The sequence below is a fragment of the Paenibacillus sp. FSL W8-0439 genome (assembly GCF_038008995.1).
GTDB lineage: Bacteria > Bacillota > Bacilli > Paenibacillales > Paenibacillaceae > Paenibacillus > Paenibacillus polymyxa.
This window is the reverse complement of sequence record NZ_JBBPAK010000001.1, coordinates 5,585,694-5,611,106: the sequence shown is the minus strand read 5'-3', so window position 1 is coordinate 5,611,106 and position 25,413 is coordinate 5,585,694. Positions and strand designations below refer to the sequence as shown.

The following is a 25,413-nucleotide window of genomic DNA, read 5'->3' as shown; positions in this document are numbered from 1 at the left end:
TTCCTCCTTATCTGAGCTCATATTTTAAAAGAAGATAGCACATATAAAAGTCGCTCATGCTGTCTTTCCATTAAAAAAACAGGACACCTCCTGGGGGGACAGATTGATCTATCATAAGTCCAAAACGCTCTAAGAAGTATATGCACAGTGTAATATATGTTAACGTTTGCATCAACAGTTTTTTATTGTTTTTTTAATATTGTGAAAAAAAGTTCACACTTTTGTTTCAACTAAAAATACAGTTTTGCTAGACTGGGAAAATTTGATTATACTTAAACATTATACATATAATAGAAATGAAAACTGTGAGAAAAGGTGGGTTTAGCGCATGGAGAGCGGGAAGCATTTGACAAGTTCAACTTCCGAACCATTGCAGGAAAAGCGACCGCGAATGAACAAGGAGATGATCGATTGGCTTAAGGCAATTATTGTTGCCATTGTGCTCGTGTTCATTATACGTTGGCTGTTATTTGCGCCATTTATTGTTGAGGGAGCATCCATGGAACCGAATTTCAAAACAGATGAACGAGTGGTCGTGAATAAGGTGATTTACGATTTTCGTGACCCCAAGGCAAGTGAGGTGGTTGTATTTCATGTAAAAGAGGAACAAAAGGACTTTATTAAGCGTGTGATTGGAGTGGCTGGAGATACGATTCAGTATCAAGGTGATCATCTTTATGTGAACGGTAAGAAAGTAGAGGAGCCATACATTCAAGAGGCTATCCAAGATGCTCACGCCAAGGGAGAATTATATAACAATGTGGACTTTCCAAACGGTACCATAACCGATTCCAAGGTTCCTGATGGGTATATTTTTGTAATGGGTGACCACCGCAATAATAGTAGGGATAGTCGTGCAATTGGTTTTGTTTCCATCAAGGATATTGTCGGACGTGCGGATGTGATCTTTTGGCCGATCGATAACGCGCAATGGGTTAAGCATAAATAAGGCCAGAGCGCCTAAGATGGGAGGTAGTTAATCACTTTAGGCGCTTTTTCAAACTCATTATATGTTTTTCGTAAACGGGTCAGGCAACTTGCGCCAGTCCTGTTCCATTTCTTCAGGGGTTAGCAGTGTCTCATCTAAGCTACGCTCGATTTCTTCCCGGTTCATATCGATACCAATAAATACGAGTTTGGTAACCCGGTCACCATACTTCTCATCCCAATCGGGTGTTTTTTCAAAATTTTCACCGAGATAGTATTGTCGTTCTTCTTCAGTCAAAGCAGACACCCATAGTCCTGCGCGTGCGAATTGTTTGGAGCTACCCGCCTGACTGAATGTAAAGGCAGTACGGTTTTGCGTGGCGAGCCACACTAATCCCTTGGAACGTACAACCTCAGTAGGCCATTGAGCCAGCCATTTTAACAAACGTTCAGGGTGAAATGGGATTTTACGCTTGTACACAAACGAAGCAATGCCATATTCCTCTGTCTCCGGTACGTGTTCATCCTTGTTCATTTCCTGTATCCAACCCGCCGCCTGACTAGCTGTTTCAAAATCAAAGCGATGCGTGTTTAAAATCTCTTTTGGGTCCACTCTGCCGTATTCAGAACGGATGATTTTGGCGTTCGGTTGAATGCTGCGCAGCACCTTTTCCAATCGTTCGAGTTCCTCTAAGGATACCAGATCGCATTTATTAATGATTAGCACGTCACAAAATTCCACCTGCTCTATGAGCAGATCAACGATGCCGCGTACATCCTCTGCCGCCACTTCCTGCCCACGATCCTTAAGGGAGTCTCTAGAGTAGAAGTCTTTCCAAAATTCTGGCGCGTTCACGACAGTGACCATTGTATCCAATCGGGTCAGCTTGGTCAAATCAATTCCATTTTGCTCATCTACATAACTAAAGGTTTGGGCCACTGGAATGGGCTCACCTATACCTGTGGATTCAACAAGAATATAGTCAAACTTTTTTTCGAGCGCCAGTCGCTCTACCTCTTTTAATAAATCTTCACGCAAGGTACAACAGATGCAACCGTTGGACATTTCCACCAGCTTCTCATCCACACGGGATAATCCTCCACCGTCGCGAACGAGATCAGCATCCACATTAACCTCACTCATATCATTGACGATGACAGCTACCCGTAAGCCTTCCCGGTTGTTCAGTACATGGTTCAGCAGTGTAGTTTTGCCGGAACCGAGGTACCCACTTAGAACCGTGACCGGTATTTTCTCATCTCTTTCCATAGCGTTTGCCAACGTAATCACTCATCCCTTCGAAAGTTTCATAAAATGTTGACTGTGCAGTAGTAACTGTAATGCGAGATAGGAAAGCAGCAGCACTTTCTGTTTGATAACTTAATCGTAATAATTACGAATAATGAAATTAGTAAATCATTTATGTGGAGAAATGTCAAGGAAGGTGGAGCCAATCAGTCAAAAGGACTTGCGTAAACTTTACGCAAGTCCTCTGGGGGTCATCTGTCATGATGTAATTGCCTCAGCCTTTGACGGCCCCGGCCACTACGCCTTTAACAATGTATTTTTGCAGAAAGATAAATACGATAATGGAGGGCAGTACAGCCATTACCATTGCGGTCATAGCATATTGCCAGTCTGATGTATATTGCCCAACGAAGGTATAGGCAGCCAGCGTAAGCGTTTTGGTGCTGGGTGAGCCGTTAACCATGAGCAGCGGAAGCAGAAAATCGTTCCATATCCACATCACGTCGATAATAACAATAGTAGCGGTGACCGATTTCAGCAAGGGAAAGATCACAGAAAAGAAAAGCCGAAAGCCTGAGGCTCCGTCGATCTTGGCGCTTTCGTCAATCTCGACTGGAATGCCTTTCACGAAGCCGTGATAGATAAACACTGCCAGTGGGGCTCCAAAACCCCAGTACAGCAGGCCAAGCCCCCAAGTGCTGTCTGCCAAATTCAAGTCTTTCGCCAGGCGCAAGACGGTCAGCATAATAGACTGAAATGGGATCAGCATCGGCATAATGCACAGCATGTAAATGGCGGAGCTCCACTTGCTTTTCGTCCGTGCCAGCTTATAGGCAGCGATGGAGGATATTAGAACAATGCCTGCCAGCCCGAGCACAGTAATAATCGTGTTATTCAGAAATAAGCGTGGATAGTCAATGAACTTCCATACGTATACGTAGTTATCCAGCGAAAGCTGCTTGGGCAGCGCAATGACGTCGGTCATGACCTCAGCGAAGCTTTTGAACGAATTGTTAATGGCGAGAAACAGCGGATACAAGAATAACAGCGACAATACAATCATGCCCGCTTCCAGCAAAATACGTCCCGTACGGCTGCGTTGCATCAGGCTTCAACCTCCCTGCGTTTGAAAATAGACAATTGAATAATCGTAATGACCAGCACTGCAACGAATAAAATCAAGGCTTTGGCTGTTCCGTAGCCATACAGATTGTTCTGGAACGTATCTCGGTAAATATCATACGCAATGCTGTATGTCGTACCTCCTGGCCCACCGCCAGTCAGCGATAAAATAACGTCGAACACCTTGATCGAGTTGGTCAGTGCCATGAAGACCGAGATCGTAATCGAGGGTGCAAGCATCGGTAAAATAATACTGAAAAATCTCCGAATCGGCCCTGCCCCATCCACGATGGCAGCCTCTTTTAGATCCTCAGGTACAGATTGCAAGCCTGCAATATAAATGACCATGTAAAAGCCAATGGATTGCCAGATGGATACCGCCAAAATGGAAATAAACGCGAGCCCTTCCTCGCCTAGCCAACTGAGCTGGAAGATGCCCCAGCCTGTACTGTGTCCCAGTGACTCAAAGCCTTGCATAAAGATGAATTTCCATATAAAGCCGACAATGACGAGGCTGAGGATATAAGGAATGAAGAAAGCCGCGCGCAGCCAGGCCGAGCTTTTGAGCTTCATGTCGAGGACGAGCGCCAGCAAAATGGCTAGCACGTTTACCAGTACAATGTACAAAATGGCATATTTGATCGTAAACCAGGCTGCATGTGCAAAGTTAGCGTCTCCGAGCAGGATTTGCTTGAAGTTATCCAGACCTACGAATTTCGGATGTTTGGATATGCCGTTCCACTTAGTCAGGGAATAGCGTATCGTCATCAAAAACGGAATATAAAATGCAATTGTAATGCACAAAATTACGGGCAGTGTGAACAAACCAAATTCCAGCTTACTGCCCTTGTCGCCCCATGTTCCCCTTTTTTTCAGCATAACGCACCTCTTTTTCTCAGCATTTTCCGGTCTTTCGCTCCAAGCTGTTTAAGATATAATGAAAGTATAGGATAGCCCCTAGGGCCGGACCAATGGATTTAAGAAAACAGTTGAGGGTAAAAATGTGTACGCTTTCAAAAGGGGCGGTTATCATGATGTCAGGGCATGTAGGAACAATCCTTCGATCCATGTGGAGGCGGATTACGCAAAAATTAGTGAACAAGCTCATTCTACTTTTTACCTCGGTGATTATTCTGGTGGTGGGCTCACTCACGATTATTTCCTATCAGATGATTGAAAAGGAGTCGGTCAATCATAGCATCGCCAGCACGACGAATAATCTGCTGCTGGTCAATCAGAATTTGGAGGATTACTTGGAGGGAATGCAGCAGTTGGCCCTTCCACAGCTTCGTTATAACGATATCATGAACGCGATTGCCAATGAGAACCGGGACTACGCTGCACGAATGGTCATTGAAAATTACTTGCGCAACATGTTCTATTCCCGCAATGATCTGGAAGCGATTTATCTGTATGTGGCGGATCGGCATCAATACTACGTGGTGACTAGAGAAACGTACAATATTACAGTACGCAAAGGAATAAACACGGATATTCCCAAGCTTCCCTGGTATAAAGAGGCGATGGCTAGCACTGCTAACGAATCTTTTCAATCCTTTGTGGAGTCTCGCTCTGATATGGGCTATGTGGCGCCACAAGCCAGCTTTATGGCTTACCATCGAGTGCTGAGATCGATTGCATCCCGTCACCCGCAGGCAGTGTTGTCCTTTTATTACAACACGAGCGCCGTAGATGAAATCATGCGGAATATTCCACTGGGTAAAGGGGATCAACTGATGCTAATCAGCCCCAAGCGGGTTCCCTTTTATGTGAACAGCCTTCCGCTGTATGAACGAATGCGTGATTCTGGAGTATTGGCCCAGATCGGAGAGGGAGGAAGCGGACAAGTAACGTGGTCAGACAGCAACAGCAACCAGGAGTATTTAGTCGTGTATGATGCAGGTGAAAAGGACGGGTGGCAGCTCATCAAGCCGATTCCATATCGCCAAATTTATGAGGCAGCTACGACCACACGGAATTGGAGTTATGTCATCGGGGCTTTATTTTTAGGTGTGTCTATTATTTTGGTGACCCTGACCTCGAACGCAATTACCCGACCTTTACATAAGCTATCTACCCAGATGAAACGGTTCAGCACCGGAGATTTTGAGGCAAGGGCTCCTGTGAAGGGGCATGACGAGATTGCATATTTGTCGCTGCACTTTAACGAAATGGTCCAAAGAACCGAAGAACTTATTAATGAGCGCTATCGCATGAAGCTGGTCGAAAAGAATGCCATACTCAAGGCGCTGGAGGCTGAGATTAATCCTCATTTTCTGTACAATGCCTTACAAGCCATATCTACACAGGCATTAAAGCGGAAGATGTTCGATATGGCGGATATGGTGGATGCATTGGCCCAAACTTTGCGGTATTCCATCAACGGCAAGGATATCGTAGCTGCCCGCGAGGAGCTCAAGCATATTGAACGATATATAGGTCTGCAAAAGGCAAGATTCGGGGCGAGACTTCAGGTCGAAGTGGTATGGGAGGACACGCTGATGGAGCTGCCAATTCCGAGATTATCCGTGCAAACGTTGGTAGAAAACTCTATCAAGCATGCACTAGAAAAAGTATCAAGTGACATTCTGATCGTCATTTCAGCCGAATCGGGTGCTACAGACGCTACAATTGCAGTCAGGGACAACGGACCTGGAATTTCAGAGGACAAGCTGAAAATAGTGTTGGATTCGTTCCACGAAAAATGGGAAGAGCGGGAGAGCGAGCATATTGGCTTGAAGAATTTGAACACACGGTTGAAGCTTTTGTATGGAGATCAGGCAGGATTATTCATACTTACGGATGAAACGGGAACGGAAATGAGAATGCAAATTCCCCGGGGAGGAGTCGACCATGTATAACGTATTGATTATTGACGATGAAGAACCGTTACGAGAGGCCATTCGTATTGTTGGAGACTGGGATCGTCTGGGCATCGAACATATTTATGAGGCGACGAATGGAAGGTTGGGGATGGAACTGCTCGGTCAGCACCCTATCGATGTGGTGATGGTGGATATGAAAATGCCGGAGATGAACGGCATTGAATTTCTTCGTGTGATCGAAAAGGCATATCCTCATCTGCTGACCATTGTCATTAGTGGCTACAACGACTTTGAGTTCACGCGACAAGCGATTCAATCACGGGTGGTAGATTATCTGCTCAAACCTATCAATCGCCAGGATCTGAATCAGGCACTGCGCAAGGCGGTGGACATTCTGGAAACCCGCAAGCAAAGCCAAGACGAGTTCATTAACCAAAACATTACGCTAAATATGTCTTTGCCGAAGCTGAAAGAGAAGCTGTATGTATCCATTTTGGATGGCAGCTTTAAAAGGCAGGCCAATACGGCGTTGCTTCCACTAATCGGAGCGGATCAGCTAGGGAACCGCTTTGGGGTGATTGTGCTGCGGCTGCTGAACAGGGATGAGATTCGTAGGACTCGTTTTCATGGCGATGTCGATCTGATGGATTTTGCCGTAACTAATGTATTAGCGCAGACATCAGATGAACGGTTGCGTTGTTTTAGCTTCCCCCATCCGCGAAGAGAGCGTGAGGTCGTTTCGATCTGTACCCTGGCCCCAGGACAAGAAGAACATATGTCCCTCCTACTGGCACAAGTGGCACAGAAGGCGGTTGCGAACCTGCATGGGCTGTTCAGTATGGTGGTAGCAGCCGGAGTGGGCAAGCTCTGTTCAGACGTAGTGGAGCTGGCTTCTGCGTATAGGGATGCCAAGAGGTTCATTCACAATACAGATGTGTTGAAGCTGGAAGGGGAATCTATTCTCCATACGGTACCGCGGCAAATGGGGACGTCAGAGGAAATGCCATGGACGGATCGGCTGTTGTCGATCCAAAAGGATGCTCAGACCGGTCAGGCCAACCGAGCAAAGGTACTCCTGGGCGATCTACTGAAACAATTGGCAACAGGTCCTGTTTTCCGTTTACAGGATGCGGATCGATTGCTGCGGGAGTTCCATTTTTTATTGAGAGAAGCAGCGATTGAGCTGGGTACGCCTATGTCTGCGTCTAATCAGGAGGGAACTTTGGGGGAATTGGGTCGTGTGATTGAAGGCGAGCTATCTGCTGATTTTGTGAGCTTTGCCGACTACAGCCAGAGACTATACCAAATACTGGAGCTCTACATTGCCGGGGTCCAACATGCACAGGCGGGTAACCAACCCTTTGATATTACAGAGATCAAAAAATACATCGAGCGATACTATTTTGAAGATATCAAAATCTCGTTTTTTGCCGAAACCTATTTTTTGAGCCGGGAATATCTGATGAAGTTGTTCAAGCAGCAATTTGGTTACGGTATTCACGAATATGTACAGAAGGTCAGAATGGACAAGGCGAAGGAGCTCCTGGGTGATTCCAGCCTGAAAATTCAGGAAATTTCCGATATGCTCGGTTACAAGGATAAAAACTATTTCAGCAAGGCTTTTCGCAATTATTATCAGGTGTCACCTTCGGAGTATCGCGTGAGCCTGCAATAAACCACTTTTTTACCCTTAACGCTTCACTAATCTGCCTTTTTAAATGAGGCAATATTTTTTAGAATGAGCGCATGAACGTTGATCACAAACAGATGGGGGAGTATCCATGTTAAAGAAGATGATGGCGTTATCCGGCAGTTTGCTTTTGACGGTCGGTTTGTTAAGCGGATGTGGAAGTAGTGGTGGCACAGATGCGGCTAAAGAAAGCACTGGCGGCAAAGATGATTTGAAAACGGTTACAATAAACATGTTTACAGCCTCACCGGAGTATACCGATGCTTTTAACGCGTACATCGAGGAGTATAAAAAGGTCAAGCCTAATGTAAAGATCAATCTGGAGATCATGCAGGCAGACTACAACACCATTCTCAAGTCAAAAATAGCTTCAGGCAGTACACCGGATGTGTTCCAGACCACGGCCGGGGGCGACATCGACACCTATGCTGATTATAGCGCCGATCTGACCAATGAACCGCTGGCAGCAGCCATGACGGATGCCGTCCGGGCCAATATGAGTTCCAGTGACGGCAAAGTGCTGGGATTACCAGTCAAGGGGAACCTGTTTGCTTTGATTTACAATAAAGATTTGCTTACCAAGGCTGGAATAACCTCTCCGCCGAAGACGATTGCCGAGATGCAGGATGCTGTTACCAAGCTAGAGGCGAAGGGCATTACTCCATTTGCTAATGCATATAAAGAGTGGTGGGTATGGAAGCATATCTTCCAACACTATGTAGATGCTGCTGCGCAGGATGCCGGGGTAGAGCCAAAGCAGCTCGTTGATGATTTTATTGCAGGTAAAGCAAAAATCAAGGACTATCCAGTGCTGTACAACAACTTCTTTAGCTTCATTGATCTGACGGTGAAACATGGTACAGATAAGCCGCTAGAACGGGACAGCAATGCGGGAGTAAGTGATTTTGCATCTGGAAAAGCTGCATTTATGACGGGTAAAGGTGCGTGGGATGAGGAAGCGATCAAGAAAATTAACCCTGATCTCAAGATTGGCATCATGGGATATCCGGTGAGTGACAAAGCGGACCAATCGGTCATCATTACCGGTGCGGATCAGGCGCTACGTATCAACAAGGACTCCGAAGTATCCAAAGAAACGATTGAATTCTTCAACTGGCTGTACACTTCGGAATACGGTAAGAACTGGTTCTCCCAGGTAGCGAAGGTGATTCCTCCAATTAAGGATGCACCGCTTCCTGATCTGGAAATGCCTAAGGAAATGGATAGCATTTTGAAAACATCCAAGTCCGGTGATCTGTCTGTCAACTACTCGCTGGATACATTCCACCAAAAATTTGGTGAGCTGATGCAGGCTTATATCAGTGGTAACATGAACAAGGATCAGGCGGTTGCAGAGATTGAGAAGGCATGGGTCCAATTAGGCTCAGCGCAATAAAATTGGTTTCGCAGAGGCGCCCGTAAGGGCGTCTTTTTGTGTTATGGCTAAGAGCCGGGAAAAATGTAGACAAAAAAATATTTAATAATATTTAAATATTTACTTGCAAAAAGTTATTAAGTTGTGGATAATAGATTGTGTGCAATATATCTACAATCTTACGATATACATAATGACTGCAAGGTGCAAATACGAAGGGATACCCTGGTTGGGGGAATCTCTTTGTTTCGTTTGGACTGTGCCGATTATGCTTATAATAGACCGTGTAATTTGGAACGCATTTTTAGTTATGTGGTAGAGATAAAAAGGAGATGAGCGTTTTGAAGACTTCGTTGTTTACACCGTACACACTCAGAGATTTGAAGTTAAAAAATCGTGTGGTCATGGCCCCAATGTGCCAATACTCGGTGACAGCCAAGGACGGAATTCCGAATGATTGGCATCATGTCCACTACCTAAGCCGGGCTATTGGAGGCACGGGTCTGATTATTATAGAAATGACGGACGTGGAACCGGATGGACGGATTACGGATAACGATCTGGGTCTTTGGTCAGATGAACATATTCCGGCGTATAAGAAGCTGGTCGACGGTATTCATGCGCACGGGGCCAAGGTTGGCATACAGATTGCTCATGCAGGCCGTAAAGCTGAGGATGCAGCTGAGCCAGTTGCTCCTTCAGCGATTGCATACCCGGATGCAGATTATAAACAGCCGCGCGCACTGACCACAGAGGAAGTCCGTGGTATGGTACAAAAATTCGGAGACGCTGCTCGCCGGGCGGTTCAAGCAGGCGTGGATACAATCGAGCTTCACGGTGCACACGGTTATCTGATTCACCAATTCCACTCGCCAGTTACGAACAAACGAGATGACGAGTATGGTAAGGATTTATCCCGTTTCGGCGTAGAAGTCGTTCAGGCTGTGCGTAAGCAAATGCCTGCGGGTATGCCGTTAATCTTCCGCATCAGCGCGGTGGAATACGTAGATGGTGGATACGATGTGGATCATGCTATTGAGCTGTGCCGCGCATATCAGGCTGCAGGCGTAGATATGATCCATGTCAGCTCGGGCGGAGAAGGCCCGGCTGGAGCCAGAAAACCAGGCAACTACCCGGGCTATCAAGTGCCGTTTGCTCGCCAAATCCGCGAGGCGCTGAACATCCCAGTAATCGCCGTCGGCATACTGGATGACCCAGCCTTAGCGCAGTCTGTAATCGGCAATGAGGATGCCGATCTGGTCGCTGTAGGACGCGGATTGCTGCGCGACCCTTATTGGGCGATTCATGCAGCGGTGGCGCTGCGCGGCGAAAAGCCCTCCGTACCTGAACAATATCAACGTGGCTACTGAGGCCTAAGTATTCCCACGTTGTTTATATATAAACAGGCACCTGGAACGAAGTGTACGCTTCGTCGGGTGCCTGTTTTGTTTTTATGGGGATAATGATCGTAAATGAATAATAGTGATTACTTTTACATTTTGTGGATAGATAAATCTGTATAATAGTTGTATTTAGTGTGTATAGGAGGATGAAAGAAATGCAGTATGTTATTGAAACGAAGGAACTCCGCAAACAGTTTGGGATGTCGATAGCTGTAGACGATATTTCCTTACATGTAGAACGGGGCAGCATCTACGGTTTTCTAGGTGAAAATGGAGCTGGCAAAACAACTACCATCCGCATGCTGATGAGGCTGATTGAGCCTACAAGTGGGGAGGTTTTTTTATTTGGCGAGCGGTTGGAGAAAAACTACCCGTCCATCTTTTCCAAGATTGGCACAATTATTGAAACACCCGGTCTATATGAAAACTTGAGTGCACGCGATAATCTGAGAATCTGCTGTACGTACATGGGGGTACAGGATGATGGGAGAATTGAACGAACCCTAACTACGGTGGGGTTAGAGCATACTGGAAAAAAGAAGTTCAAAGATTTTTCCCTGGGAATGAAACAGCGATTAGGGATTGCCAGGGCCCTTGTTCATGATCCTGAGTTGCTTATATTAGATGAGCCAACGAACGGGTTAGACCCGTCAGGAATTAAGGAAATTCGTCAGCTATTAAAGAAGTTGTGCGAGGAACAAGGGAAAACAATTCTTATTTCTAGCCATATTCTAAGCGAAATTCAACAATTAGCTACACACATCGGGATTATACATAATGGAAAACTGTTAGCGGAGGATCGTTTGAGTCGGTTAGAGGAAGGTTTTGAGCAATATACAGATGTAAAGGTAGACGATGCAAAAGCAGTACAAGCGTTTCTGTATGAGAACATGAAGCAACTTAAATCTGATTTGATATCCCCACAACAACTAAGAATTTTTAGTCCAATTGAAAATACAGCTATGTTAAATAGACAGTTAATAGATCGTCAGTTTTCAGTTTATGAGATACACACCTCAAAACAGACGCTAGAGGAGTACTTTCTGACTCTCATTTCAGGAGAGGATGGGCGACGTGATTAGAGCAGAACTTATTAAGCTTAAAGGCTCTAAAGCCTTCCTGTTAAGCTATATTATATTGCTGGCTGTTGTACTGCTGGAATTCGCTTTGAGCGCTATTTTTTATAGATATTCAATTGATAAACGGGGTTGGACCTACTATTTTGAAGGCATAGTCCTTTTCGTTAATGTTGCAGCCGGATTTGTCAGTTATTACATTTTAACGGGTCATATTTTTGCGAGAGAGTACCAGGAAAACACGCACATCTTTATGTTTACCACGCCTGTCACCAGGGCTAAATTTTATTTTAGTAAATTGATCATTATTTATGGGTTTATTATTGTGTCGCTATTTATCGTTCTGTTTCTGTCTGCAGTATTAGGCATGTTCATTACAAATCGGCCTTTAACGATGGCTATCTGGGTATATCAAATCCAGGTATTTGCCAAAATGTGCGTGATGCATGCGATGCTCATCCCGGTCGCCTCTTTTTTTGCTATACGCTGGAAAAGCATTATGGTGGTTGTACTCGCAGTTTGTACTGTTATATTTTTGAATTTTATGTACAAAAGTGAATGGTATCCGTGGATTGTACCCTATCTTTTGTCTCCCAATGAAGGAAGTGCGATCATATACGTCAATACTCTCATAGCGTGGTTGAGTTTATCCATAACTTTTCTTCTTGGATTGTTTTTATCCTTATGGGCATATCAAAGAAGAAATTAGAGGGAGAGTATTTTTCAAAGGAGGTTTACTATGCTTGCCCTGTTCAAAGTAGAGTGCTTGAAACTGAAAGGTACTAAAATTCTTTGGTTAAGCATTATTATTTTAGCATTAACCATTGCTTTGGAATTCTATAGTTATACGGGAAGTACCAAATATTCCATTGACCGTGATGGTTGGAATGACTACTTTATGAGTGTTGTTATTCTTATTAACTTTTTGACTGGGTATATGAGCTACTATATTTTGACTTGCTATATCTATGCGAGGGAGTATCAAGAGAGGACCCATATGGCCTTGTTCACAAGCCCGGTTCGTCGGAGTCGTCTTTACTTCAGCAAGCTGCTTGTTATTTATATGTACATCGCTGTCAGTCTTCTGTTGGCATTTGGGCTATCTGCGCTGTTGGGTATGTTAATTACGACCAGACCGCTAACCTTTGAAATCGTTATATATCAGCTGGGGATCTTCGCCAAAATGATTCTTATGCACGCTATGCTCATCCCGATCATCACGTTCTTCGCCATTCGCTGGAGAAAATTTGTGCCCGCCATTATGGGGATGTGTACGGTTATGTGTTTGAATTTTGTTTTGGTTAATACACCTGGAAATACCTTTTATCCATGGACCGTGCCGCTATTGTTTTCTCCGCACGGCACACTGGGCAGAACATTTACGAATGTCCCTGGAGGAGTCATCAGTATTTGTTTCATTTTTGTGTTGGGGCTCTTATTGGCGTTAAGAAGCTATATCCGTATAGAGACAAAGTAGAATGTGTAAGCAACAAAGGACGATGAGTGTTCACATGAGATTAGTTTGATAAAGCTGTAAAACGTTGTCGCAAAAGGATGGATTTACGTGCTATAATTCCAGTAACAACAGAATGGCTTAGGTGGGCGGTCGGCTAAGTCTCCCGGAAGGGAGGTGATGCCTGTGGAGGTTAAGGATGCTCTGACATTAATGATGATGTTCGGCACGCTATTAATAGCGTTGATTGGATTAATCGTTACGATTGTTATTGCACTGAACCAAAACAAAAAGAAATAGACCGCCCTGGAGAGGGAAACACGGTCTATTTCTAATAGCTAGCCCTTTTCAGCCGACCGCTCTTCAAAGCGGCTGTTGCCAAGAGTAGGGATGTTACCAGCATCCTTGCTCTTTTTTAGCATATCCTTCTATAACTTATTTTAGCACATCTGAATAATCAATGTAACTGAATGTGGCTGTTACTTGGTGAAAACTTTAACTTCCTTTGGAGCGAGAGTTACGGTGATCGAGCCGTTGTTAATCTGAACGGAGTCGTTACTCAGCTGGTTAGTCAGGCGGGTTCCGTTGGACAGATTATCGAAGTTGCCAATTGTGCGGGTTTGACTATTCCAGGAGTTGTTGATAAATACAATGGCCTCGTCGCCATTTTTAGAGCGCTGGAAACTGTAAAAGGAGTCGTCCACCCATTTTTCCCTTTGGCTACCGTTTTGCAGAGCAGGGTGGTTGTTGCGCACATAGTTCAGCTTAGCGATGTACTGATACAGGTCATGGTTGGCGTTGAAATTCATATTCTCCCGATTGGCGGGATCATCTCCGCCACTATAGCCTTGCTCAGTGCCTTGGTAGATAATTGGAATCCCGCGAGATGTCAGAGTAAAGCCCAAAGCGGCCTTGAGCTGTGGCCATTTGTCATAGTTAGCACCCGGCTTGCCAGATGCGTCATTCAGGAAACGTTTTACATCATGATTGTCGATGAATACACCGTTGGTCTGAGCATCGCGATAGTAACGATCATCGGAGTAGCGATCCTTGATTTTTCTCATGGATTGATCGTGTCCGAACACGTCCTTGATTGTATAATACATCGGAAAATCTAGTGCAGCATCAAGATACCGGGTGTAATCGCCCACATAAGCAGGGTCGCCATGGAAAATTTCGCCCATGGTGAAGGTATTGGCAGCTTGGTCAAAATCCTTTAGAAAACCCTTCGGTACATGCTTGGCGGTATCCACCCGCAGCCCGTCGATGCCTGTCTCATTAAGCAGCCATTTGATCCAGTTTTTAAGCTCGTTTGCGGTAGCGGGGTTTTCATGATTTAGGTCATCCAGTCCAGCCACGTCACCATTTTCGATTTTCCATTGATTGTTGGAGTTGTAGTCCCCGCCTGTAATGTCACCATTGTGATGATACCAGTCTGCTTTGTCAAAAGGAGCCTTGGCGAATCCGTTCCCCGGCTGGAAATCACCTGTGTGATTCACAACTACGTCCAGCATCACAGCAATATTCTTGTCATGTGCCTTGCGAACCAGCTCTTGGAGCTTGTCCATTGTTCCGAGATGCCCATCTACTGCATAAAAATCATACGTATGATAGCCGTGGTAAGCGTATTCACTCTTTTGCATCGTTACTGGGGTAATCCAGATCGCGGTAAACCCCATATTTTTAATGTAGTCGAGTTTGTTAATAATACCTTGAAAATCGCCACCATGCCACTTGCGCTGATCACTGTTGTTGGAATTGAAGCCACCGTAGTTATCATTGGATGGATCACCGTTGCTGAAACGATCTGTCATGATAAAATAAATGCTCTGTTTGCTCCAGTCTGTGCTGAGGGAGGTGGGCTTGGAGAGGGTACCCAGATCCATAGGGATGAAGACGCCCGAAGGCGCCTCCGTTTGAGCTGTTACTTCAACTCCGTTAGAGTTGGGTGCGTAGGTAGAAGTGCTTACGTTTAAGGATACACCTGAAAGTTTTTCTGTTTGGATAGGTCCTGTAACTTCGTTGAGGTCGGTTGCGTAGGTGGAAGTCACTACGCTGAGGACACTCCCTGAAGGTGCCCCTGTTCGGATAGTTCCTGCGGCTCCGTTAGAGCCGGGTGTGTAGGTAGAAGTGCCAGTGCTGAAAAGGTAGTTTTTAGTGTTGTTGCTGTCCCAGTTGTTATTGCCGTCATTAAAAGCAGCTTCCAATTGGGAGGCAGAACCGATATCGACGGTAATTTTAGCATAGCCGCTAATCTCGGTGTCCTGCATTTTCACGCCAGGCACAGCAGTCCAGTTACCGCCAGCCGGACGGTAGTGAATGTAAGGTGAGTTGAAGCCTTTTTTGTAGTATACCGTTACTTTGTTAGCTGTACCGCCGCCATCCCCGGGATTCGTGCCCGCTGGAGCGCCTGATGTAATCGTTCCTGCATTGCCGCTGTTACCAGGCGTGTAGGTAGAAGTGCCTGTACTGAACGAGTAGTTTTTGGTGTTGTTGCTGTCCCAGTTGTTATTGCCGTCGTTAAAGGCGGCTTCCAATTGCGAGGCAGAACCGATATCGACGGTAATTTTAGCATAGCCGCTAATTTCGGCAGCCTGCATTTTCACACCAGGAGCAGCAGTCCAGCTTCCGCCAGCCGGGCGGTAGTGAATGTAAGGCGAGTTGAAGCCTTTTTTGTAGTATATCGTTACTTTGTTGCCTGTACCGCCATTATTGTCAGGCTTGGCTTTGCTGATGATATATTGTTTGAATCCACTCAACTCACCGGTTGGTGAGCCGTCATTGTTGACGAGATTGTTGATGCGCAATAACGTAAACCCGTGATAACCGAACTTCGTGATTTTCTCCTCGATTTTTTGGAAGCCGCTGCCGCCTGTCGGGAGTGCATTTTCACCATTCAGGCGAACACCCTTGGCATTCGCGATGGAGGAAACGGTATCAACCAAGGTGGACGGCAACGAATAATTCGGTGCTGTGCCACTGTCACTCATCTCCAGGCAAGTAAATGTCAAGTCTAGATCGGCATCCTTGAACTTCTGAATGAGACGGTTGTAATCATAATATCCACCTGCTTGTTCTGTGCTGTGCGGCATGGCAGGATTGTTCATCTGCCAGTGCAGACCGGAAATTTTGGCCCCAATCCGGACACCAAACACAGAATCGAAGTTCTTGTGGGCAGCTGCTCCGATGACACCTAGATGCTTCTCAAGCACACTTTGGTACCACGACAGAAAATCCTTTCCATACGCGGAATTATACCCGCCGTTCGTGTAAAATCCATCCCCGTCGGTCGGTGGATTGATTTGGCTAAGGTTGGTAAGCTTGGTGCCCCAAGCAGTATTAATCTTGTCCAATGATCCGTACTTGTCATTCATAGCTGTACGGAATGCATTTTTGGCTGTTTCAGTATAGGCTTGGAACTTGCCCCGTCCCGGGTAACTCCAGCCCGCTGCCGGGTAGTAGGACGGATAGCGCAATTCCCCGGAAGGACCGCCGCTTAAATAAATTTTGGGAATGATACTTTTATACCCGGCAAAGTTTTGAGCGAATGAGGCATACAACTCGTCATATTGTTTGCCAGTCCCGCTCCACAATGGGGAAAGGGCTTCGTTATTGGCATAGCCGCTTTCGTCCTTGAACTGCATTTCATCTGCACTACCCTTGCTTGACAGCCAGCTTGGCAGTGGGATGTTGCAATCATCTCCCACATTTCCTCCACACTTATGCGTAGAGATAATAGGAACCCACTTCAGTCCCGCTTCTTTCACGGCATCTGCATAGGTTTTGTAGTAGCTCCAATCGAACTGGTTATCTCCTGCACTTTCTACATAGCCCCACCAGACGTCGGTAGTGATGGCATACACGCCATTGTTTTTCAACGTTTGCAGTTGCTTTTTGAAGGAACCCCAGTCGTTTATTTTCGCCAGTGGTCCCATAACGGAAGCCTGAAAATCATCTGCAACCGCGGCGCTCGCCGTATTAGAGGGTGAGCCAATGAAGGCGGTCAGAGACAGCACAAGGCTTAGTAGAAGCATACACCCTTTTTTCCATAGACTTCGATACAAGGTCAAACCGATCATCCTCCCCAAAGCATAGTCTAATTCGACAACATTTTGTAAACGTCTACAAAAATAGTATAGAGCAAGCGGTTGCATAAAAAGAAGAATTTATTGCACACTCAAGGTGGACAAATATGACATTTTACGTTAGCAACCGTGTGCTTAAATTAGACCAGGCAAAAAAAAGACACAGGTCTGAATAAGACGCGTGTCTTTTATAGATAGTAAATTCCCGCAATAAAATAAGGGAAAGAAAACCCCAGTGTGTATGCAACTATTGCATGAGACAACCTTCTTAATAGATAGGACGATTTTTTTCGTCGGGAATACCACTTTTGCGATAAAAATACGTATTGATTCGATCCCGCCATTCCTTGGCGTGCTCAGCCTGATGCTCTAGTCGCGCCAGCACCTGTTCATACACCCTTTCATTTAGTTGCTCATGCAGGCTAACCCATGTGTCTCGGAGATGGGCCGCACGTTCTGCACCTTCAAAATGAGTATCATAAATATGCTGTATGACCGTTTGGCCAGAGTGGAGCATGTGCGTATAAGGGACGTGGTGAAAGAATAAGAGCAGTTCATCCGGACAGGTGTCTGTAGATTCGTAGATCTCGGCAACAGGAGGAAAATATTGTCCTGCATAGCCCGTTCCGGTTGCGGTTGTCCGATCTACTCCGATCCCCTGGCAATCGGCAAAATGGTAGGTGCCCCACATCGAATATTCGTACCCGTCTACATCGGGCCCATAGTGGTGATTGGGACTGACCATCCAACCGACCCCAAGGGGGGCGGTGTAAGATTCGTAAATATTCCATGAATCGAGTAGCATCTGTTTAATGGTAGAAATCAACTCGGTATCATCGTCATCCTTACCTTTATTGTTAAATGTAAGCCGAACCCATTCATCTGCGATTTCATCTGCGGATAGATCCGGGTTCCATGCCAACCGGCCGTAGCCGTAAAGATTGGACTGGGCGAGCAAATGCCCGGTCCAATTGGTGTCTGCACCAATATTGGAAACAGCGGCTATTCCAAAGTTGTTGTGCTTGGGAACATGATGTGTTGGCTCCTCCTGGAAACTACCGCTGTTTGCATGGACCATAGTCTCCCTGCGAGGAGAATCAGAACCGCTGTTGCTATGCAAAACGCCACTCACGATACGCTTGATGGTGGAGCCTTTTCCCTGTGAGTAGGTATCAAAATCGAGCACTTCCTTCCATTGCGGAACCAGATAACATAGATGTTTTTGTTGTCCGGTATACTCCTGCGCAATTTGAAATTCCAGCAGTACCTGAGTGGCTTCCAGCGCGCCGAATAGGGGGGATACAGGCTCCCGCACTTGAAAATCCATCGGGCCATTTTTGATCTGTAAAATGACATTTTCCCGGAACAGCCCATCCAGCGGTTTAAAATGGTCAAAGGCCGCGCGAGCCCGATCCGTCTTGCGATCACGCCAGTCCTGTTTGCAGTCGTAGACAAAGCAGCGCCAAATCACACGCCCGCCATAGGGCCGTAGCGCATCCGCCAGCATGTTGGCTCCATCGGCGTGATGGCGCCCATAGCTGAAGGGCCCGGGCCGATTTTCAGAATCGGCCTTGACCACAAAACCACCCAGATCAGGAACGGCTGCGTAAACCTCCTGTGCTTTGGTCTGCCACCATTCAGCTACACCGGGGTCCAGAGGATCGGCTGTGGTTAATCCACCGAGCTGAATCGGGCTGGCATAGTTAATGCTCAAGTAGATTTGGATACCATAGGCGCGAAATACGGCTGCTACTTTGGCTACATCAGGTAAAAACCGATCTGTGATCAGCTCAGTTTCTACCTGATGGACATTCACATTGTTAATGGATAACGCCTGAATGCCTACAGAAGCGAGTAGACGGGCATAGTCTCGAAGGCGCTCCATATTTGTAGTAAAGGTATTATGGTTGTAGAAAATAGATGCCCCGGCATATCCACGTTCAACACTACCATCCATGTTATCCCAGTGATTGATCATGCGTATCGGATTAGCTGGATTGGACAATAGGTCTAAACTGGGAGCATGCAATGATTCCTTGGCAGTGGGCTTCAGCTTGCCGTCTAGTCCTCCTTGCAGGTAGCGCAGCAAGTGAAAGACTCCATATAATACCCCTTTGGAGGTCTGACCCGCAATTATAACGCACTGTCCTTTGATATCATCGTGATCTTGACCAGTTGAACCAGCCAGTTGCTTAGCCTCTACCCCGCGAATTCGATATCCTTCTGCGCTCACTTCTGCCTGTTCCTCTGCACTGAATCGTTCTGCAATACATGAATGGTCTTGGAGCGTACCCAGCGCAACGAATGGTACATGGACAGGAGCGGTACTTATCTTCGGCTGCTGTCCGAACATGGCAGCCAATCCTTGCCGAAGCTCACTCGCAGCCGTCTGAAGCACTTCATCATCTGTTTCATGAACTACGATGACTCTGCACCAAGCAGGCATCTTTTCTACAAATTGGTCGCGGTGATAGTGCAGCCAAGCGTCATAGCCGCTCCCTTTGGGCATATCCATACGCTTGCTCATATTATCTGGGCCTCCTTTGGACGAGTGAGGGTTCGTTCGTCTCAGGCATGCTGCTTCTCATCTTGACTCATATGCTGAGGGAGGGTCAGGCGATTCCCTTTGCCTTCATACAGCCACAAAATAGCGGTAACCCCGCGTGGGTAATATTTGCTGCCGTGGGCAATACCGGAGAGCATTTGGTCGCTCCAGCACCAATAGGATTCTTCAGGATGGAGGAGCCATGAGACATGGGCTGCGTCAGCCGCCTGCCCCGTTTCCTGCCAAGGCAGCTCCAGTAGCTCACGAGCAATAAACTGTGACAGATAGATTTTGCTTAACCAGGAGTTGTTACTGGTCGAGGATAGCTTCCAGCCTCCGTCTTCAAATAGACAAACTCCTGGTACCAGTACGGTTTGCAAATGGCGTCGAAGTGCCTGGATATATCCACCGAACCGCCCATCACTCTTAAGCGCATCTTCACATCCTGTAAAATAGGGGAAGATCAGCCCTTCAATGGCAGGAATGATTTGCGAGTCGTTGCCTTCTTTAATGACTGCAGGAATATAGCCCTTGTCAGTCATGTGAGTGGTGATTGAAGCTGCGCATTTGTCTGCCTGTAAGCCAGCTTCCTGTGAAAGGGAGTTAAGCCCCTTTGAGGCAAATATCTTTTCCAGCGCAACATATACCGCCCAGCATTTGCTGCCTAAATAAATGTTATTGCGGGATTGACCCAGGGATACATCCAGACTATCGTAAGTCGTAATTTCTGCCCCTCCCTGGGTTCTTGAGCTGTCTAGACCCATTAAGCCGTTTCGTTGCGCCGGGTCTGGATGATCCCGCCGTAGCATGCTTTCAAAGCAGTCGCACAAGACAGGCAGCATACGTGTCGTAAATGACTGATCCTGTGTCTGCTCGATATATACCGTGGCGCAGCAAAGCCAGTTCACCAGTTCCTCGTGGCTCATGTAAGAGAAGCAGTCGTCAATCCCTGCCAGCTCATAACAGGAATACCCTTGCCGGGAGAACACATTGGCCACGCCCATATCATGTGTAAACGTGATCCCACCGGGATAGGCCTGTTCCTCCCCCGGGAAGCGTACTTCATCCCGATAGCTGTACCTTTGGACAAACCACTCCAGCTCGTTGCGCACCGTCCATGGATTCAAAATCAATTCATAATAAAGCTGATCTGCCGTCAGATCGAGTGTATTCATCATTCGGTACTCGCCTTCGTTCACAATCCAGATCGGTTCGCCATCCTCTTGCTGACTGAGCAATTGAGTGCTGCCGTAATAGCTGTGAATGGCCTGAGCGAGCATAAATTCCTGATCCAGACTCAAGCTCGCCGATTCGATCCAGTCGTTCGCCTGAACACAGGCTGCGGTTAGGTTGGTAAAATGCTTCAACGCATAGCATCCCACGTCTTCGATATCCTTGAACAGTCGGGTATAGTAATATGATGCTTCGATACCTGTTGTCACAATGCCGCCGCGATAAAAGCATATAGCGAAGGCGTACGTGCGCTTCTCCCCTGCGGGAACGTCCATCAGGAGCGCACCCGTTGCACCTAAGCCAAAGGATAAGTTATCAGCCATGGTCTCCCCAAGTAGCTTCTCCATCGCAAATCCGCTGGCAGGTACCGCTTCGCTGCTGTTGGTCACAATAGCAGTGCTTCGTCCTTGGCCGATGCCTGTGAGTCTTTCCTTCAATCGGGTAGAATCCATAGCGTCCCTGCGTGGATCTTCTCCTATAATGCGTATGCCGCTATACGGGTCACTGCCCTGGTAGCCGAAAAAGGCTCTCCGTGCAGCAGCACCCTGTGTATTATCGATCGTCAGCTCGGCAAATACAGCCGGAACCAACGCTGCCCGCAGCTCATCTATGCCCGCAATTCCCGGCTCGGGCACCGGGCGAACGGGGGAGTACAGCCGGAATGTCAAATCGCCTGCCTGCCATGTATCGGTTCCTGCTTTTAGCTCACGGGTGATGTCCTGATCGGCAAAGGCAACGAGCAGAGGCTCCGTTTTTTTATCCTTTTTCTCCACATCATAGCGGGTACTTTCATCCTGTATGGATGCAAAAAAGGGAAGCGCCTCATACGATCCTCCATCCCTGGATTGCAGCCCGATGTATACATTTTCATCAGCAGGCTTGCCCAGTTCCAGGCCGAGTCCGCCGCGATTACCCTTAAACCCAAGTGTAAAGCTGGAGAATGAACCGATAGGTGCATGCTGCGTGTTATAAAATATATTTTTCGACATATAATGAAACCCCTTTCATAATAAAATTTAACATTGACTAACTTCAATTAGAGCCTAGCATGACATGTGCCGAGGAACCATTGTCAAATCGCTCAACTATTTATCCAAATCGCGCTGGAAACGATATACTGAAGTATATCGATGTAAGTAAGCTAGGAGGGAAAACATGTCGTCACCACGTTTACTAAAGCATCCCCATGATCCAAACCTTACGGTCGCCGCAGAGGAATTCTTTTTTCCCGATGTGCGGACTACGGTCAATCTGTTTGCCATTCATACGCGAAGTGTCGGAAGAGACTGGAGCTATCCGCCACATGAACATCCGCAATATGAAATTAACATCGTGCTTGCGGGAGAACAGATCATGGTTGTGGATGGTCGCAGCTTCATCCAGCGACAAGGTGATCTGATACTTTTGCGCCCAGGAATTGTCCACTCCAGCCGTAGTAACGGGGAGGGGTTTACGTATTTTTGCATGCATTTCGACATTGATGATAAATTGTTTCTTTCGCTCCTGAGTCGTTTGGAGCAAGTACTTTTTCCAGCGGATGGCACAGTAGCGAAGCAGATGGGACCAGCGCTAGGCAAGCTGCTCGGTCTTTCTGCGCTTGAAGACAAAGGTATAGATGGTGATTCAGTGGCAAAGCGTATGCGGATTCAATCTGCTGTGTTCGAACTGTTCGCAACGTTGTGGGAGGCTGTATCCAGTGAAGCCGCTCATCTGCCAGGGCGTGGATATGTGCAGGCAGAGCTTGCCCATCAGATTGCAAGTCGTCTTCAGGGCAGGGTCAATCAGCCTTATAGACAGGCCGGCTCGTTGGAAAAACAGGATGGGATCGAGGGTATTTCATCCGAACTGGGTATTAGCGTATCTCATTGTAATCGTGTATTCCGTAGCGTTTTTGGCGTATCTCCGCGGGTGTATCTATCCGAGCTTGTCTTGCATGAGGCCAAGCTGCTGCTGGCTGATCCGCAATGGTCAGTGCAGCAAATTGCTGATTTGCTCGGCTATGGGGATATTGCACATTTTAGCAGGCAATTCAAACGCTGGTCCGGTCAGTCGCCGACATCCTATCGCAAGAATATAGCCCTTGAAAGTTCACCCGAATAAAAATATATATGCTTATAAAATAGTTATGATACAATCCTTATAAAGGAGATGACAATAGTATGAATTTACATAATCAACGTGTTGTCGTGATTGGCGGCAGTGCAGGGATAGGGCTGGTAACAGCCATAGAAGCAGCAAAGCAAGGAGCGAGTATCGTAATCGCTGGCCGTTCTGCAGAAAAGCTGGAGCAGGCGAAGAAGGTCATTCCTACAGAAGCGGTGGAGACCTTTCAATTGAACAATCAAAAGGAAGAGGAAGTACAGGCGTTTTTTGAAAAGGTCGGCGCATTCGATCATTTGTTTACTCCGGGTGCGAGCTATACACGTGGTCCGATCACCATAGATACGGAAAAGGCGAAGACTCCATTCGAGGGAAAATTCTGGCCGCAGTATTTTGCTGCCAAGCATGCGGTACCGCATATCTCCAAGGATGGCTCAATCGTTCTCATGTCTGGAGCCTTCAGTCAACGGCCGATGGGATTTGGTGCTACATATGGAGCGGCTAACGGCGCGATTGAAAGTTTGGGCAAGGCGTTGGCGGTGGAGTTGGCTCCAGTACGGGTCAATGTGGTGTCTCCCGGCACGATCTGGCGGGACGGCCCCGAGGGGGAGCAGCGGGCGCAGGCTTTTGAGGAATACAAGGAAGTAACCTTGCTACGGCGAGTGGGGTATAATGAGGAAATCGCACATACGGTGTTGTACCTGATGACTAACAAGTTCACCACCGGAAGCGTGCTATTCCCGGATGGCGGTTATACGCTGATCTAATTTGTCTGGAAGCCAACGTGTACACGTCCACCAGTCCAATACACGCTTACAATGTGTTGGACTGGTTTTCTTTTTACTCTATAAATCAATTAAGATCTTGTGTTTAAGGAGATATAGTGAATGGATCAAGTAGATTATAAAATTCTACAGATACTGCAAAATCAGGCCCGCATGCCTACGACTAATATTGGGGGAAATTGGGTAATGTGGTATGCTTTTAGTTGAGGTATACATTCTTGTGATATGCAAGCTATTTGCATAGTCATATTCCGTAGAATTTCAAGTTTCAATGAGTTTCATAAATTCGGTTCTACCTGAAAAAGGAGATATCACATGTTGAAGAGAGCAGTTAATACTATACTATTTGCGGTGATTTGCTTTGTAACCGTAGATCAAGCAAATGCTGCACTTCCTAAATATCTGTACAATTTTGTCCTTACAGTAAACAATGTTGAAGTCACATCTGATGCAAATCCTTATATCGAACGAGCAACCAATACAACGTATGTCCCTATTCGATTTGTATCAGAGAGTTTGGGCGAGAGTGTAAGCTGGAATAGAGAGAAGCAGGAGGTTACAATCTTTTCTGAGCATGGCGAAATCGTACGTCTGACTATTGGCAGTAAAGTAGCTTATGTAAATGATATAGAAAAAATAATGCCTAATGCGCCTGTTATGCCAGTATCACCCAATCGTGTGATGGTGCCTCTCAGATGGGTTTCAGAGGTTATGGGCGCGACTGTAAATAGTACCCTAATAAATAAGACTATACATGTAAACATTATCAAGCCGCATCTAAGTAAAAGTTGACTTATTATGAAAGGCGACAACTCTGTATATGTTGCAAATATATGGTTGAATTTTAGCGAGGGAGGTTTTCTTCATTGAAGATTGCGCTACATAAGAAGTTGGCTTGTTTGATTGTTCTTGGAGGGATTTTGACCGTAGTTGCTACTGGTTTTGGAGGGGATAAGGAACCTTATAAACTTCCCGATAAGCCCAAAGAGGCTGCTGTCTCTACATTTTCAGAATATATGAACGCTTCTATGAGTCGTGACTACGATAAGATGCTTTCACTGTCTGATGATTATCGTTTTAAAACAGAGAGGGCACGACTTAATTTTCTAAAAGCCCAAGGGACACCGATAGATTATCGTATCATGTCTGTGGATGATTCTGACCCTTCCAAGATTGTTGTTTCTTCGATAACGAAGTATAAGGATATGGAGTTACCTCCTATCAAGCATATTCTTGCTTTTGAAGAAGGAAAGTACAAGCTACAAATGAGGAATGTTGTGGTCAATATGATTCCTTCTTCACCTGACTATAAAACAGTCGAGTACGAGCCTGAGAAGGTAGATGATGATTTAGAAAATAATTTCAATTGATTTTAATTTTTTGATTTTCTAATCAAACGATCGACAACGTATCCAATGAGATACCAGAAACCCACTGTAGTGAGGTAAACAATGGCTATGGGGATATGCGCTTTTCGCACAAATTGAAAAGATTCATACAGCCAAACCAACGGGCTAATCATAGCCAATAGTATATTATAGTCGT

Annotated in this window: 20 protein-coding genes; 14 read left to right on the top strand and 6 right to left on the bottom strand. The window is 46.2% G+C overall.

The annotated features are described in order from the left end of the window. The first annotated feature begins 328 nt into the window (after positions 1-328). Positions 329-949: a signal peptidase I gene (lepB, locus tag MKX36_RS24200; RefSeq protein WP_340865935.1), complete on the top strand. Its 621-nt coding sequence runs from the start codon at positions 329-331 to the stop codon at positions 947-949. Positions 950-1,006: 57 nt separating this feature from the next. Here lepB and MKX36_RS24195 read toward each other — a convergent pair whose 3' ends face one another. The 3 genes from MKX36_RS24195 to MKX36_RS24185 all read right to left on the bottom strand — a co-directional run bounded on the left by MKX36_RS24195 (position 1,007) and on the right by MKX36_RS24185 (position 4,177). Then, the gene (locus MKX36_RS24195; protein WP_445671824.1) at positions 1,007-2,197 is read right to left on the bottom strand and encodes a GTP-binding protein; all 1,191 of its coding nucleotides are present in this window, start codon (positions 2,195-2,197) and stop codon (positions 1,007-1,009) included. Positions 2,198-2,450: 253 nt separating this feature from the next. After that, on the bottom strand, positions 2,451-3,281 hold the full coding sequence (locus MKX36_RS24190; RefSeq protein WP_013373701.1) for a carbohydrate ABC transporter permease: 831 nt from the start codon (positions 3,279-3,281) through the stop codon (positions 2,451-2,453). Continuing rightward, the gene (locus MKX36_RS24185) at positions 3,281-4,177 is read right to left on the bottom strand and encodes a carbohydrate ABC transporter permease (protein WP_016822645.1); all 897 of its coding nucleotides are present in this window, start codon (positions 4,175-4,177) and stop codon (positions 3,281-3,283) included. Before MKX36_RS24185 ends, MKX36_RS24190 begins: the two co-directional genes overlap by 1 nt. A gap of 122 nt (positions 4,178-4,299) precedes the next feature. Here MKX36_RS24185 and MKX36_RS24180 point away from each other — a divergent pair, with 122 nt between their 5' ends. The 8 genes from MKX36_RS24180 to MKX36_RS24145 all read left to right on the top strand — a co-directional run bounded on the left by MKX36_RS24180 (position 4,300) and on the right by MKX36_RS24145 (position 13,420). Beyond that, positions 4,300-6,159: a cache domain-containing sensor histidine kinase gene (locus tag MKX36_RS24180; protein ID WP_045244737.1), complete on the top strand. Its 1,860-nt coding sequence runs from the start codon at positions 4,300-4,302 to the stop codon at positions 6,157-6,159. Beyond that, a complete protein-coding gene (locus tag MKX36_RS24175) occupies positions 6,152-7,798 on the top strand; it encodes a response regulator transcription factor (protein WP_340865933.1) in 1,647 nt (548 codons plus the stop codon). The genes MKX36_RS24180 and MKX36_RS24175 overlap by 8 nt, the downstream gene beginning before the upstream one ends. Before the next feature lie 106 nt (positions 7,799-7,904). Next, positions 7,905-9,209 carry an ABC transporter substrate-binding protein gene (locus tag MKX36_RS24170; protein ID WP_016822648.1) on the top strand — a complete coding sequence of 435 codons (1,305 nt, stop codon included), beginning with the start codon at positions 7,905-7,907 and terminating at the stop codon, positions 9,207-9,209. Between the two features lie 320 nt (positions 9,210-9,529). Further along, positions 9,530-10,558, top strand: coding sequence for an NADH:flavin oxidoreductase/NADH oxidase (locus MKX36_RS24165; protein ID WP_340865931.1), 1,029 nt, complete (start codon positions 9,530-9,532; stop codon positions 10,556-10,558). A 188-nt stretch (positions 10,559-10,746) separates the two neighbouring features. Then, a complete protein-coding gene (locus MKX36_RS24160) occupies positions 10,747-11,673 on the top strand; it encodes an ABC transporter ATP-binding protein (protein WP_290409714.1) in 927 nt (308 codons plus the stop codon). After that, positions 11,657-12,376: an ABC transporter permease gene (locus MKX36_RS24155; RefSeq protein WP_044786981.1), complete on the top strand. Its 720-nt coding sequence runs from the start codon at positions 11,657-11,659 to the stop codon at positions 12,374-12,376. The genes MKX36_RS24160 and MKX36_RS24155 overlap by 17 nt, the downstream gene beginning before the upstream one ends. Before the next feature lie 30 nt (positions 12,377-12,406). Beyond that, entirely contained in the window at positions 12,407-13,144 is a 738-nt protein-coding gene (locus tag MKX36_RS24150) for an ABC transporter permease (RefSeq protein WP_153794173.1), read from the top strand. 162 nt (positions 13,145-13,306) lie between these two features. Further along, positions 13,307-13,420: a putative holin-like toxin gene (locus tag MKX36_RS24145; protein ID WP_016822651.1), complete on the top strand. Its 114-nt coding sequence runs from the start codon at positions 13,307-13,309 to the stop codon at positions 13,418-13,420. Between the two features lie 179 nt (positions 13,421-13,599). Here the strand turns inward: MKX36_RS24145 and MKX36_RS24140 are convergent, their stop codons facing one another. The 3 genes from MKX36_RS24140 to MKX36_RS24130 all read right to left on the bottom strand — a co-directional run bounded on the left by MKX36_RS24140 (position 13,600) and on the right by MKX36_RS24130 (position 21,972). After that, positions 13,600-17,190 (bottom strand): family 14 glycosylhydrolase, encoded by a 3,591-nt coding sequence (locus MKX36_RS24140; protein WP_340865930.1) that lies wholly within the window; start codon positions 17,188-17,190, stop codon positions 13,600-13,602. A 283-nt stretch (positions 17,191-17,473) separates the two neighbouring features. Beyond that, complete coding sequence (locus MKX36_RS24135) at positions 17,474-19,732, bottom strand: alpha-glucuronidase family glycosyl hydrolase (RefSeq protein ID WP_340865929.1); 2,259 nt, start codon at positions 19,730-19,732, stop codon at positions 17,474-17,476. A 41-nt stretch (positions 19,733-19,773) separates the two neighbouring features. Next, entirely contained in the window at positions 19,774-21,972 is a 2,199-nt protein-coding gene (locus tag MKX36_RS24130; RefSeq protein WP_340865928.1) for a glycoside hydrolase family 52 protein, read from the bottom strand. 166 nt (positions 21,973-22,138) lie between these two features. On the opposite strand from MKX36_RS24130, the gene MKX36_RS24125 reads away from it, so the two are divergent. The 5 genes from MKX36_RS24125 to MKX36_RS24110 all read left to right on the top strand — a co-directional run bounded on the left by MKX36_RS24125 (position 22,139) and on the right by MKX36_RS24110 (position 25,238). Beyond that, positions 22,139-23,083: an AraC family transcriptional regulator gene (locus MKX36_RS24125; protein ID WP_340865927.1), complete on the top strand. Its 945-nt coding sequence runs from the start codon at positions 22,139-22,141 to the stop codon at positions 23,081-23,083. Positions 23,084-23,142: 59 nt separating this feature from the next. After that, the gene (locus MKX36_RS24120) at positions 23,143-23,850 is read left to right on the top strand and encodes an SDR family oxidoreductase (protein WP_340865926.1); all 708 of its coding nucleotides are present in this window, start codon (positions 23,143-23,145) and stop codon (positions 23,848-23,850) included. Positions 23,851-23,970: 120 nt separating this feature from the next. Then, entirely contained in the window at positions 23,971-24,075 is a 105-nt protein-coding gene (locus MKX36_RS25440; RefSeq protein ID WP_016822657.1) for an AsnC family protein, read from the top strand. A gap of 108 nt (positions 24,076-24,183) precedes the next feature. After that, positions 24,184-24,660, top strand: coding sequence for a copper amine oxidase N-terminal domain-containing protein (locus tag MKX36_RS24115; RefSeq protein WP_017426127.1), 477 nt, complete (start codon positions 24,184-24,186; stop codon positions 24,658-24,660). Between the two features lie 74 nt (positions 24,661-24,734). After that, positions 24,735-25,238, top strand: coding sequence for a hypothetical protein (locus tag MKX36_RS24110; RefSeq protein ID WP_340865925.1), 504 nt, complete (start codon positions 24,735-24,737; stop codon positions 25,236-25,238). Positions 25,239-25,413: the final 175 nt, after the last annotated feature.